Origin of the sequence: Streptomyces sp. NPDC018964, assembly GCF_044390325.1 — a bacterium.
GTDB lineage: Bacteria > Actinomycetota > Actinomycetes > Streptomycetales > Streptomycetaceae > Streptomyces.
On sequence record NZ_JBIRYZ010000002.1, the window covers coordinates 406,878 to 419,283 of the forward strand.

Below are 12,406 nucleotides of genomic sequence, written 5' to 3' on the forward strand. Positions count from 1 at the left end.
CGGCGCCCTCGGCGCGTTCACCGTGCGGTGAGGCGGCGGGCCCGCACGGCCGGCCCGTCCCTCCCGGCGCCTCCGTCGTCACGCCCCTGCTCCCGGCGGACGTCCGGCTCGCCGAGCGGCCCGAGAGCGCGCCCACCGTCAACGGCGTGGGCGACTCCTCCACCGGCCCCGCACGGCGGCCGCCGCGCGCCGCCGATCGCCCCGGAGCCGTACGACGACAGGGGCGCGCGCGGGCGACGGCCGGCGGCGGAGCGCGCGGGGCGTCCGGCGCCCGTCGTACGACCGTGCCGGTGCGCCCCGACGGATACGCGCCCCGCGCGTCGGTCCCGGCGGGACCCGCCGGGACCGAGACCGCGCTCACCGGCTGAGGAGGGGCGGGCCCCTACCGCTCGGTCGCGAGCAGCAGCTCCCGCAACAGACCGGCCAGCTCCCCCGCCCGTTCCCCGCCCAGGGCGGACAGGGCCTCCGTCTGGACGGTGAGCCCCGCGCCGACCGCCGCGTCGATCAGGCGCAGCCCCGCCTCGGTGAGCGTGACCTGCAGTCCGCGGCGGTCGCGCGGGTCGGGGGAGCGGCGGAGCAGTCCCGCGCGCTCCAGCTTGTCGAGGCGGCCGGTCATCCCGCCGGTGGTGAGCATCAGCGTGGCCGAGAGCTGGCGGGGGGAGAGGGTGTAGGGCTCCCCGGAGCGGCGCAGGGTGGCGAGGACGTCGAACTCCCCGCGGGAGATCCCGTACGCGGCGTACTCCTTCTCCATCCGGTCGCCCATGGCGCGCGCGAGCCGGAAGACGCGCCCGAAGACCTCCATGCCGGCGGTGTCGAGATCGGGCCTCACCCGCGCCCACTGCTCGATGATCGCGTCGACGGGGTCCTGGGGGCGCTGTTCTGCGGTCATGGGCAGGAGTATCCGCCGGGAACGGGTCATCCGCAAGAAAGTGGCTTGAAGGCAAGTGGCTTGCGACTAAGCTACTTATCGTTGACCTATTTGGAAGAGGTGCGTCCGTCATGGCCGCGAACCGCGCCACCCTCGCCGCGCTCACCGCCCTCGCTCCCGTCTCCTGGGGCACCACCTACGCCGTGACCACGGAGTTCCTCCCGCCCGACCGCCCCCTGTTCACCGGTCTGGTGCGCGCCCTGCCCGCCGGGCTGGTCCTGCTCGCACTGGTCCGGGTGCTGCCGCGCGGGGCCTGGTGGTGGAAGGCGACGGTGCTGGGCGCGCTCAACATCGGTGCCTTCTTCCCGCTGCTGTTCCTCTCCGCGTACCGGCTGCCCGGCGGCATGGCGGCGGTGGTCGGCTCGGTGGGCCCCCTGCTCGTGGTCGGCCTCTCGGCGCTGCTGCTGGGGCAGCGGCCGACGGCCCGCCATGTGGTCACCGGCGTCGTGGCCGCGTTCGGCGTCAGCCTGGTGGTCCTGAGGGCGGCCGGCGCGCTGGACGTGCCGGGTGTCGCCGCGGCCCTCGCCTCCACCGCCTCGATGTCCGCCGGCACCGTCCTCACCAAGCGCTGGGGCCGCCCGGAGGGCGTCGGCCCGCTCGCCCTGACGGGCTGGCAGCTCACGGCCGGAGGCCTGCTGATCGCACCCGTCGCCTTCCTGGCCGAGGGCGCGCCCCCCGCCCTGGACGCCCCGGCGGTCGGCGGCTACCTCTACCTCGCCCTGGTGAACACGGCGATCGCGTACTGGCTCTGGTTCCGGGGCATCGGCCGCCTCACCGCCACCCAGGTGACCTTCCTCGGCCCGCTCAGCCCCCTCACGGCGGCGGTGACCGGCTGGGCGGCCCTCGGCGAGAGCCTGACACCGCCGCAACTGGCGGGCATGGCGCTGGCGTTCGGCGCGACGGTGGCGGGACAGGCCGGCCCGCGCGCCCGGCCGGCCCGCGCCGCGGAACGGCCGGAGAGGTCCGGCGCGAGGGTCACGGCCCCCTGCCCGGCCCCGGCGAACGCCCCTTCGCGACAGGGGAGCGCGTGACGGTCCACCGGGAGACCGCCGGCGGCGCGACACGCGTCGGTGTGACGGCGCCGCCGCTGGCCCCGGAGCGGGGCTGGAAGGGGTGTTTGGGCAGGGGCGCCCGGTGCGAACACCGGGCGCCCCTGACGCGCGTGGGACCTACCGGCTAGGACGCCGCCGCGTCCGCCGCCTGGGCGCGCAGGGCGCGCTCCACGCCCGCGCGGGACTCCGAGACCAGGCGGCGCAGGGCCGCGTTCGGCTCGGCGGAGGCCAGCCAGGCGTCCGTCTTGTCGAGGGTCTCGCGGGAGACCTGGACCGTCGGGTAGAGGCCGACCGCGATCTGCTGGGCCATCTCGTGCGAACGGGACGCCCAGACGTCCGCCAGCACCTCGAAGTACCGGTCCGTGTACGGCGCCAGCAGCTCCCGCTGGTCGGTCTGGACGAAGCCGGCGATGACCGCCTCCTGGACGGCGTTCGGCAGCTTGTCGGACTCGACGACCGAGGCCCACGCCTCCGCCTTGGCCTCCTCGGTCGGGCGGGCCGCGCGGGCGGTCGCGGCGTGCCGCTCACCGGCCGCCGTCCTGTCCCGCTCGTACTCGCCCGCGATCTCCGCCTCGTCGAACCGGCCCACCGCCGCCAGCCGCTGCACGAACGACCAGCGCAGCTCCGTGTCCACGGCCAGCCCCTCGACGGTCTGCGTACCGGCCAGCAGGCCCTCCAGCAGGTCCAGCTGCTCCGGCGTGCGGGCCGTCGCCGCGAACGCCCGCGCCCACGCCAGCTGGTGGTCGCTCGCCGGCTCGGCGGACCGCAGGTGGGCCAGCGTGGCGTCGGTCCAGCGGGCCAGCAGGGCCTCGCGGGCGTTGGGGTCCGCGTACAGGTCGATCGCCAGCTTCACCTGGCGCTGCAGCGACTGCACGACGCCGATGTCGGACTCCTTGCCGATGCCCGACAGGACCAGGGACAGGTAGTCGCGGGCGGCGAGTTCCGCGTCCCGGGTCATGTCCCAGGCGGAGGCCCAGCACAGGGCGCGCGGGAGGGACTCCGCGAAGTCGCCCAGGTGCTCGGTGACGAACGCCAGCGAGGCCTCGTCCAGGCGGACCTTGGCGTACGACAGGTCGTCGTCGTTGAGGAGCACCACCGCCGGGCGGCGCTTGCCGGTGAGCTGCGGTACGGCCGTCAGCTCGCCGTCGACGTCCAGCTCGACGCGCTCGCCGCGCACCAGCCTGCCGTCGGCGTCGAGGTCGTAGGCGCCGACCGCGATGCGGTGCGGGCGCAGCGTCGGCTCGCCCTTGGCGCCGGCCGGGAGCGCCGGGGCCTCCTGGCGGACGGCGAAGGAGGTGATGACACCGTCGGCGTCCGTCTCGATCTCCGGGCGCAGCACGTTGATGCCGGCCGTCTCCAGCCACTGCTTCGACCAGGTCCTCAGATCGCGCCCCGAGGCCTCCTCCAGCGCGCCCAGCAGGTCGGACAGGCGCGTGTTGCCGTACGCGTGACGCTTGAAGTACGCCTGCACGCCCCGGAAGAACTCGTCCTCGCCGACGTACGCGACGAGCTGCTTCAGCACGGACGCGCCCTTGGCGTACGTGATGCCGTCGAAGTTGACCAGCACGTCGTCCAGGTCGCGGATGTCCGCCATGATCGGGTGCGTGGACGGCAGCTGGTCCTGGCGGTAGGCCCAGGTCTTCATGGAGTTCGCGAAGGTCGTCCACGAGTGCGGCCACTTCGAGCCCGGCGCCGCCGCCTGGCAGGCGATGGAGGTGTAGGTGGCGAACGACTCGTTCAGCCACAGGTCGTTCCACCACTCCATGGTGACCAGGTCGCCGAACCACATGTGGGCCAGCTCGTGCAGGATGGTCTCCGCGCGCCCCTCGTACGCCGCGTCCGTCACCTTCGACCGGAAGACGTACTGGTCGCGGATGGTCACCGCGCCCGCGTTCTCCATCGCGCCCGCGTTGAACTCCGGCACGAACAGCTGGTCGTACTTCTCGAACGGGTACGCGTAGTCGAACTTCTCCTGGAACCAGTCGAAGCCCTGCCGGGTGACCTCGAAGATCGCGTCGGAGTCGAGGTGCTCGGCCAGCGACGGACGGCAGTAGATGCCGAGCGGGACGGACCGGCCGTCCTTCTCGTAGACGCTGTGCACGGAGTGGTAGGGGCCGACGATCAGGGCCGTGATGTACGACGAGATGCGCGGGGTCGGCTCGAACGTCCAGACGTTCTCCACCGGTTCCGGCGTGGGCGAGTTGGAGACGACGGTCCAGCCCTCGGGCGCCTTCACGGTGAACTGGAAGGTCGCCTTCAGGTCGGGCTGCTCGAAGCTCGCGAAGACGCGGCGGGCGTCGGGCACCTCGAACTGGGTGTACAGGTACGCCTGGCCGTCGACCGGGTCGACGAACCGGTGCAGACCCTCACCGGTGTTGGTGTACGCGCAGTCGGCGCTCACCCGGAGGATGTTGCGGCCCTTCAGCAGGCCGGGCAGGGCGATGCGGGAGTCCGCGAAGACCTCGGCGGGGTCGAGGGAGTCCCCGTTGAGGGTCACCTCGTGCACGGTGGGGGCCACCAGGTCGATGAAGGACTCCGCGCCGTCGCCGTCCTCGGCGACGTCGAAGCGCACCGTGGTCACGGACCGGTAGGTACCTCCCCCACTCTCGGCTTCGCTCGAGCGGGAGGTGCCCCCACCCTGCGCGCCGGAGAGGTCGAGATCGATCTCGTACGAGTCAACGGTCAGCAGCTTCGCCCGCTGCCGCGCCTCTTCGCGAGTCAGGTTTGTGCCAGGCACGCGGTCATCTCCTCGATATGTGTGGGTTGCGCCATCCTTCCACGCGGCGCCGGGATGAGGCGACGACCGAGCCGGACCGTGGGGATTCCCCTGTGTCGGGCCTGCCGGAACGGGTCCGGCCGGTGGCCCCGCACGCGGGTGGGGACGCGTGCCGGCGCCGGTGGGCCGGCCGCGGCGGCATCCGGCGCTCCGAACGCCCCGAGGGGGCCGCCCACCGGTGGACGGCCCCCTCGGTCATGCCCGCGGCGCGTTACGCGCTCAGCTCCGCCGCCACCAGCTCCGCGATCTGCACGGCGTTCAGCGCCGCGCCCTTACGGAGGTTGTCGTTGGAGACGAACAGCGCGAGGCCGTGCTCCACCGTCTCGTCGGGGCGGATCCGGCCGACGTACGACGGGTCCTGGCCTGCGGCCTGGAGCGGGGTGGGGATGTCGGTGAGGACGACACCGGGGGCGTCCGCCAGCAGCTCGGTCGCGCGCTCGACGCTGATCGGGCGGGCGAAGCGGGCGTTGATCTGCAGCGAGTGCCCGGAGAACACCGGGACGCGCACGCACGTGCCGGAGACCTTCAGCCCGGGGATCTCCAGGATCTTGCGGGACTCGTTGCGCAGCTTCTGCTCCTCGTCGGTCTCGTTCAGGCCGTCGTCGACGAGGTTGCCGGCCAGCGGCAGCACGTTGAAGGCGATGGGGCGCTTGTAGACGCCGGGCTCGGGGAAGTCGACCGCCGCACCGTCGTGGGTCAGCTTGTCGGCCTCGTCGATCACCTTCTGCGCCTGGCCGTGCAGCTCCGCCACGCCCGCGAGGCCGGAGCCCGACACCGCCTGGTACGTGGCGACGACCAGCGCCTCGAGGCCCGCCTCCGCGTGCAGCGGACGCAGCACCGGCATCGCGGCCATCGTCGTGCAGTTCGGGTTGGCGATGATGCCCTTGGGGCGGTTCGCGATCGCGTGCGGGTTCACCTCGGAGACGACGAGGGGGACCTCGGGGTCCTTGCGCCAGGCGGAGGAGTTGTCGATCACGACCGCGCCCTGCGCGGCGACCTTCTCGGCCAGCGCCTTCGAGGTCGCGCCGCCCGCGGAGAACAGCACGATGTCCAGGCCGCTGTAGTCGGCGGTGGACGCGTCCTCCACCGTCACGCCGTCCAGCTCCGTACCCGCCGAACGGGCCGAGGCGAACAGGCGCAGCTCCGTGACCGGGAAGTTCCGCTCCTTGAGGATCCTGCGCATGACCGTGCCCACCTGACCGGTGGCTCCGACGATTCCGACCCTCACGGCGACTCCCTCTGTGTCCTGGTTTGTTCCTGAATGCCTGGCCGAGGCTCTTCCATGATGCGGCCGACCACGGCCCGCCTGTCCAATTCTTTGCGGGTGCCGCCCACCACGTGGGACGCACCGGCCGCGGCCACCGGCTGCGAACCTTCGGCCGTCACCCCTCTGAACTGCATGAATTCAGCTTTCGGGGGCCGCGGACCGCAAGGTCCCCTGCCCGGTCCGCCCCCGTCCACACGTGGTGTGACGTACGCCTCGGCCGGATCCGGAGGACCCCGTCGAACGTTCCGGGCGGGACCGGCGTCGTAGGGGAAACAGCGTGAGGGGGTGGCCGGTGCTGCGCGGAAGGACCCGGCGCGGCCGGGGGTCGTCGTACGTCGCCACGGACGACGACCCGCTGGACGCGGCGCAGGAGCGCCGGGTGCGGGCGGTGCTCGCACTGGGCGGGGTACCGCAGGCGGACCTGCCGGACGGGGTGCAGCAGGTCCGCCTGCGGCTGCTGGAGCGCGCCGCGAGCGGGCGGGAGGCGCCGCGGGACGTCTCGGCGTGGGCGGCGGTCGTCGCCTCCAACCTCGCCATGGACTGGCACCGCGCCAAGCGGCGCCAGGAGCGGCTGGGCGAGCGCCTCACCGCGCTCCGTCCGGCGGAGACGGTTCCGTCCGGCGAGGAGACCAGCCTGCTCTCCCTCGCCGTCGCCCGCGGCCTGGACGAGCTGCCCGACGCGCAGCGCCAGGTGGTGGTGCTGCGCTTCTACGCCGACCTGCCGGTACGGTCCATCGCCGAGCAGCTCGGCGTCCCGGAGGGCACGGTCAAGAGCAGGCTGCACACGGCGGTACGCGCCCTGCGCGCCCGCCTGCACGAGGACGAGGTGGTGTGACATGCCGGCCCACGACGAACACCGGGACCCGTCCCGCGACAACCCCGCCGAACCCGGCCCCGAGCAGGAAACCCCGCACCACGAAGAACCCACCCCGCACGACCGTCACGAAGCCGGCAGCTCCGGTGACGAGGGGCCTGGGCAGGGCAGCCGCGTCCACGGCGGCGGCCCTGTGCGAGAGGGCGACGAGGGCGACAGCCCCGGCGACGGGGGGCTCGGGCGCGGGGGTCTCGCGTCCGCCGGTCGCGGCGGCCCTGCGCACGAGGACCGTGAGGGCGGCAGGTCTGGGCAGGGCAGCCGGGAGTCCGGCGGCCCCGCGCCCGTCGGCCGCGGCGGCGACCCTGCGCGCGAGGGTGACAGTCCCGGCGACGGGGCTCCCGGGCGCGGCAGCCGCGCCCACGGCGGCGGCTCCGCGCACGATGACCGAGAGGGCTACGGTCCCGCCCCCGGCGGTATGGACGCGCTGATGGCCGTCCTTCTCGACGAGCCCCTGTCCGTGCGGGCACGGCAGGATCCGGGGGTCGTGGCCGCGCACCGGGCGGCCGTCGTCGACGTCGCCGTGCTGCGGGAACAGCTGGCGTTGATCGGGGACGCTCTCGCCGGGGCGGCCGAGGACGGGGAGGGTGCCGGTGCGCCGGCGGGGCGAGGCGGGGCCGGGCGGCTCGCCGGCGGGCCGGGGGCCGGTCCGGAACCGGAGGCCGGGCCCCGCTCCGGGGACGGGCCGCCGGCCGCCCGGCCGGCGGTGAGGCACCCGGCCGGCGGGCGCCCCGGCACCGTACGCGGCCCCCGCGGACCGCACCGCGGCCGGCGGCGGCCCCTCAAGGCCGCCCTCGGCGCCCTCGTGGCCGCCGCTGCCGCCACCGTCGTCGTCGGTATGGGGTGGCTCGTGACGCAGACCGGGGGAGCGGCCGACTCGGACGCGGGCAGTTCCGCCGCGCAGGCCGACTCCGAGGAGGCCGGAGGGAAGGACGCGGGCGGGGCCGCCTTCGGCAGTCCCCGCTACCTCGCCTGCGCCCGCCTCGTCGCCGAGGGCACCGTGCTGACGGTGGACCAGATGCCGGGGGCCGGGGCGGAACGCGTCACGCTGAGGGCGAGCCGCTACTACAAGGGCGAGGGCGAGGTCACCTTCCTCCACGACCCCGTCGGTGACGCCCCGCTGCACGAGGGCGACCAGGTGCTGGTCGGCATGCCCGCCGAGGGCGTCCACCCGGACACGGTGGTCGTCGGGGAGGCGGACATCGCACCCGAACGGGTCCGGATCACCGCCTCGCTCCCCGCATCGCGCACCCTCACCTGCGGCTGAGCACGACGAAGGGGCGGGCGCCCGCAACGGACGCCCGCCCCTGTCCGAACCGGCCGGTTCCCTACGGAGTGACCTTCTCGATCGCCACGCTGCCGACGCCCGCGACCGTGCCGCGCGCGTTCACCAGCTGGACCCGTCCGAAGAACGCACGCCCCTCGGGGGCCGCCGCGGCGACGGTGACGTCGCCGGAGACGGTCGCCGAGTCGCCCGTGCCGAGCTCCACCGTCGCGGAGCCGTCGACGCCGACGGAACCGAGCGAGGCGGAGAAGAACACGTCCCGGTAGTCGTAGTCCGTGGAACCGGCCGGGACGGAGTAGCCCACGACCTCCACGGTGTACGTGCCCGCCGCCGGCTCGACGACGGAGACCGACTCCTCCGAGTCGCCGTCGGCGGACTGGCCGACCTGGTTGCCGTCGGCGTCGTAGACCGTCAGGTCCAGGTCGGCGGAGGCGTCGGAGACGTTGCCGATGGCCACGTCGAGGGAGGTGGCGCCCTCGGGCACCTCGACCGTGGTCGTACGGGTCTCACCGGTCGCGATGGCCGGCCGCTCCGTCTTCGACGAGCCGAGCGGACCGCCCACCAGCTCGCCCTCCAGCGCGGCGAACTCGTTCGTCACCGTCCAGGAGACGGCGGCCGGCGCGCCGACCTTCGCCTCGGACACGGTCACGGTCTCCGGGTCGAAGGCCGCGCCGAGCACGGCGACGTCCAGCTCGTAGGGATTGTCGAGCAGCGGCGAGGTGCGGCGCGACTCGACCTCGATCTCCCACACGCCCGGCTGCGGGTTCTCGTACGACCGCACGTCGGGGCGGCAGCCGTTGCCGTCGTTGTAGTTGTGGTAGCAGTCCGGCGTCGAGGTGCTGTCGGACGGGACACCGTACGGGTGGATGGCGATGAACCGGGTCTGGCTGCCGTCCTTCAGCCCGCTCATCGCGACCTCCAGCGTCTTCGCGCCCTCGGGCACGGTGACGAAGTAGGAGGTGCTGCTGTTGCGCTGGGCCGTGCCGGAGGTGGAGAAGGTGTGCTCCAGCGGCTCGGAGACGACCACGGTGGTGAGGATCTGCCGGTCGACGCCCTCGGTGCGCGGGTCGTCGGCCTCCAGGATCGCGCTCTTGATGCCGGCCGAGCGGGGCGCGGCCTGGACCTTGACGGTGACCGGCTCGTTCAGCGGCAGCCGCACGTCGTCGTCGCCGACGATGCGGAAGGTGTGGTCCCCGTCGTTCTCGATGTCCAGCTCGTGCCGGATCGCGCGGTCGGGGCCGGACGTACGGGTGATCGTGACGTCGTACGTCTTCTTCTGCCTGACCTTCAGGCCGCCCTCACGGTCGTAGAGGCCCGTGCCGAAGCCGGGCGTCGCCAGGAACTGGTCGATCGCGGTGTCGACCGGCGCCTTCACCGTGTAGTCGTGCGCGGTGGCGCCGTCGCGGATGGCGTCCCAGGCGTCCTCGATGTCGATGAGGCCGGCGCCCTCCTCGTAGGCCTGCACACCCTTGATGTGCTCGGCGGTGGAGGTGAGGGCGGTGCGCAGGTCCGCGGGCGTGAGGTCGATGCGCTTCTGCTTCGCGGCGGACAGCAGCAGCGCGGAGGCGCCGGCGGCCTGCGGGGAGGCCATCGAGGTGCCCTGGAGCATGCCGTAGCCGGCCGGGAGGTCGTAGCCGGCCTCGGCGACCGGGGCGCCCGGCATCCAGGTCTGGATGGTGTTGACCGCCGCGCCGGGCGCGACCAGCGTCGGCGTGAAGCCGCCGTCCTCACGCGGACCGCGCGAGGAGAACGGCATCATGGCGTACTTGGTCTTCACCACGGAGCCGTAGTTGGCGGCCCAGGTCTCCTTGGAGGCGGACGCGCCGACGGAGATGACCTTGTCGGCCAGGCCGGGGTCGCCGATGGTGTTGGCGCCGGGGCCGGAGTTGCCCGCGGAGATCACCAGCTGGACGCCGTAGGTGTCGATCAGGCGGGTGTAGAGCTCGGCGCGGGCGTTGTTGCCGTCGTTCAGCGCCGGCAGGCCGCCGATGGACATGTTGACGATGTCGACGCCGCGCTCGGTGACGAGGTCGATCATGCCCTCGGTGAGCGCGACGTTGGTGCAGCCGCCGGACCAGGTGCAGGCGCGCGAGGAGACGATCTTCGCGCCGGGGGCGGCGCCGTCCATCTTCCCGCCGAACAGGCCGTTGGCGGCGGTGATGCCGGCGACGTGGGTGCCGTGCTCGGACTCGATGACACCGATGTTGACGAAGTCGGCCGTCTTGCCGGTCCAGTCACCGCCGTAGGGGTCCATCGGGACGTCCTCGCGGATCTCCACGACGAACGGCTGGCGCTCGGCGATGTCGGTCCTCGGGTCGTCGGTGCCGAAGTACCCGACCTGGAAGCCGTCCTTGTACGGCTTCATCGGGGTGTCGTCGCCGAAGTCCTGGTTGTTGTTCAGGTCGACGCGGACCGTGCCGGCGGCGGCGTCGTAGAGGACGCCCCAGGAGTCGGTGGTGTCGCCGTCGCGGTTGGCGTCGCCCTTGGCGTCGCCGCCGGTGGTGTACGACTCCAGGAAGGTGCTGATCCGGTACGAACCGGCGGGCGCCTTCCAGGTCTTGCCGCCGTAGGTGAAGGTGGGCCCGGAGACGGAGGAGACCATCGGGCGCCAGGTCTGGTCGCTGTCCACGATCGGGTCGGTCGCCGTCACCCAGTCGACGATCTTGCGCTCGCCGGTGGTGGTCTTCTGCAGCGCCGGGTGGCCGAGGTCCACACCGGAGTCGAGGATGCCGATGGTGACCCCGCGGCCGTCCGCCTTCGGGTTGTCCTCGACGAACTCGACGGCACCGGTCTCGAAGGACGGGTTGTACGGGTTCTTCGCGGGCGTCCGCTCGCCGGGAGCCGGGTAGGCGCGGTCGCCGTGCCCGCGGTCCTTGCCGCCGGCCCGCTTCGCGGTGTCCGCGCTCGGCGTCGGGTCGTCCAGCGGGATCTCCTCGCGCAGGTCGACGCCGTGCACGGAGGAGAGCTTGGTGGCGGCGGTGATTGCCGCGTCCGCCTTGCCGGTGGGGACGGTGGCCCGGACGTAGCCGAGCTCGTCGTGGGTTCGGCCGACCGAACCGCCCTTGACCGCGTCGAGCTGCCCGGCGACCTGCTCGGTCTTCCCGGGCGCGGTGGCGATCATCATCGTGACGTTCTTGGCGCCGTCGGCCTTGGCCTCGGCGAGCAGGTCCGCGTCGTCCGCGCCGAGCTTGTCGTGCGCGGACTTGACGTCCGCGTCGGCGGGGGCGGCCGACGGGGTGTCGGCGGCCATGGCCAGGGGGATCGGCCCGGCCGCGGAGAGCGCGGCGACGAGACCGGCGGCCACGGCGATGCGGGCCACGCGTCTCGCGCCCGGTATCGGTTCGCGCTGGGGGGAGTGGGTCATCGGCATCCCTTGTAAGGAAAGGAACGGTCGTGGGGCGACCGGAGCCGATCGACCCTGGTCGCAACGGTCCGGAATGCGATTCCGGACGATCGCTGAGCCTTACGCAAGGGGCGGGTGTTTGGCGAGGGTTGACCGAACCGAAATGGATGTATGGGGAAAACCCCCGGTGCCCGTATGGGGAGATGAGGTGCCGAAGGCGACAAGTCGCCCACGCGCCACCGGCCGCCGGGTTAGCGTCCCCGGATGCGACGGAATCTGAGGGTGGCGGCCTACGCCGTGGTGGTGCGCGACGGACAGTTCCTGCTCGCCCGGTCACCGGGCCCCGGCGGCGTCCCCGAGTGGGTGCTGCCGGGCGGCGGCATGGAACACGGCGAGGACCCCTACGACACCGTGCGGCGGGAGGTCGAGGAGGAGACCGGCTACCGCGTCGAGGTCACCGGGCTGCTCGGCGTGCACTCCACCCGCCGCACCTTCCCCGCCCGCTTCGGACGCTCCGTGGACCACCACGGCGTACGGCTGGTCTACGAGGGCCGGATCACCGGCGGCGAACTCCGCAACGAGATCGGCGGCTCCACCGACCTCGCCGCCTGGCAGCCCCTGGACGCCGTCCCGGACCTGGTCCGCGTCCGCATGGTCGACATCGGGCTGCGACTGTGGCGGGAACGTCCCGCGGCCGGGCGGGTGGAGGCGGGGTGAGGCCGGCCGCTGCCCCGTGAGATGAACGCCGAGTGACCGCTCCCCGGCGAGTGCGGGAGCGGTCGTCGACGCCTGCGGCGGTCCGGGACCGACGTACGGCGATCGGCGTCGCGCGTTGCCGTCTCGTTCACGCCCGGGCCACCCCCGGTGCCAAGCATCCAGTACGA

Annotated in this window: 9 protein-coding genes; 5 read left to right on the forward strand and 4 right to left on the reverse strand. The window is 73.4% G+C overall.

Going from position 1 to position 12,406, the window contains the following annotated elements:
* The first annotated feature begins 146 nt into the window (after positions 1–146).
* Complete coding sequence (locus ACH5AO_RS04585) at positions 147–368, forward strand: hypothetical protein (protein ID WP_398921701.1); 222 nt, start codon at positions 147–149, stop codon at positions 366–368.
* Positions 369–382: 14 nt separating this feature from the next.
* On the opposite strand, the gene ACH5AO_RS04590 is transcribed toward ACH5AO_RS04585, so the two are convergent.
* Entirely contained in the window at positions 383–889 is a 507-nt protein-coding gene (locus ACH5AO_RS04590) for a MarR family winged helix-turn-helix transcriptional regulator (RefSeq protein WP_398921703.1), read from the reverse strand.
* 110 nt (positions 890–999) lie between these two features.
* On the opposite strand from ACH5AO_RS04590, the gene ACH5AO_RS04595 reads away from it, so the two are divergent.
* Positions 1,000–1,959, forward strand: coding sequence for an EamA family transporter (locus tag ACH5AO_RS04595; RefSeq protein ID WP_398921705.1), 960 nt, complete (start codon positions 1,000–1,002; stop codon positions 1,957–1,959).
* Positions 1,960–2,104: 145 nt separating this feature from the next.
* Here ACH5AO_RS04595 and pepN read toward each other — a convergent pair whose 3' ends face one another.
* Both pepN and ACH5AO_RS04605 read right to left on the reverse strand, forming a co-directional pair.
* A complete protein-coding gene (gene pepN / locus ACH5AO_RS04600) occupies positions 2,105–4,717 on the reverse strand; it encodes an aminopeptidase N (protein ID WP_398921707.1) in 2,613 nt (870 codons plus the stop codon).
* Between the two features lie 250 nt (positions 4,718–4,967).
* On the reverse strand, positions 4,968–5,984 hold the full coding sequence (locus ACH5AO_RS04605; RefSeq protein WP_398921709.1) for an aspartate-semialdehyde dehydrogenase: 1,017 nt from the start codon (positions 5,982–5,984) through the stop codon (positions 4,968–4,970).
* A 331-nt stretch (positions 5,985–6,315) separates the two neighbouring features.
* On the opposite strand from ACH5AO_RS04605, the gene ACH5AO_RS04610 reads away from it, so the two are divergent.
* Together ACH5AO_RS04610 and ACH5AO_RS04615 are read left to right on the forward strand one after the other, a co-directional pair.
* On the forward strand, positions 6,316–6,858 hold the full coding sequence (locus ACH5AO_RS04610) for a sigma-70 family RNA polymerase sigma factor (RefSeq protein ID WP_398781865.1): 543 nt from the start codon (positions 6,316–6,318) through the stop codon (positions 6,856–6,858).
* Between the two features lies 1 nt (position 6,859).
* Positions 6,860–8,161 (forward strand): hypothetical protein, encoded by a 1,302-nt coding sequence (locus tag ACH5AO_RS04615; protein WP_398921711.1) that lies wholly within the window; start codon positions 6,860–6,862, stop codon positions 8,159–8,161.
* Between the two features lie 61 nt (positions 8,162–8,222).
* Here the strand turns inward: ACH5AO_RS04615 and ACH5AO_RS04620 are convergent, their stop codons facing one another.
* Positions 8,223–11,543, reverse strand: coding sequence for a S8 family serine peptidase (locus tag ACH5AO_RS04620; RefSeq protein WP_398921713.1), 3,321 nt, complete (start codon positions 11,541–11,543; stop codon positions 8,223–8,225).
* A gap of 243 nt (positions 11,544–11,786) precedes the next feature.
* Here ACH5AO_RS04620 and ACH5AO_RS04625 point away from each other — a divergent pair, with 243 nt between their 5' ends.
* Positions 11,787–12,239 (forward strand): NUDIX hydrolase, encoded by a 453-nt coding sequence (locus tag ACH5AO_RS04625; RefSeq protein ID WP_398921715.1) that lies wholly within the window; start codon positions 11,787–11,789, stop codon positions 12,237–12,239.
* Positions 12,240–12,406: the final 167 nt, after the last annotated feature.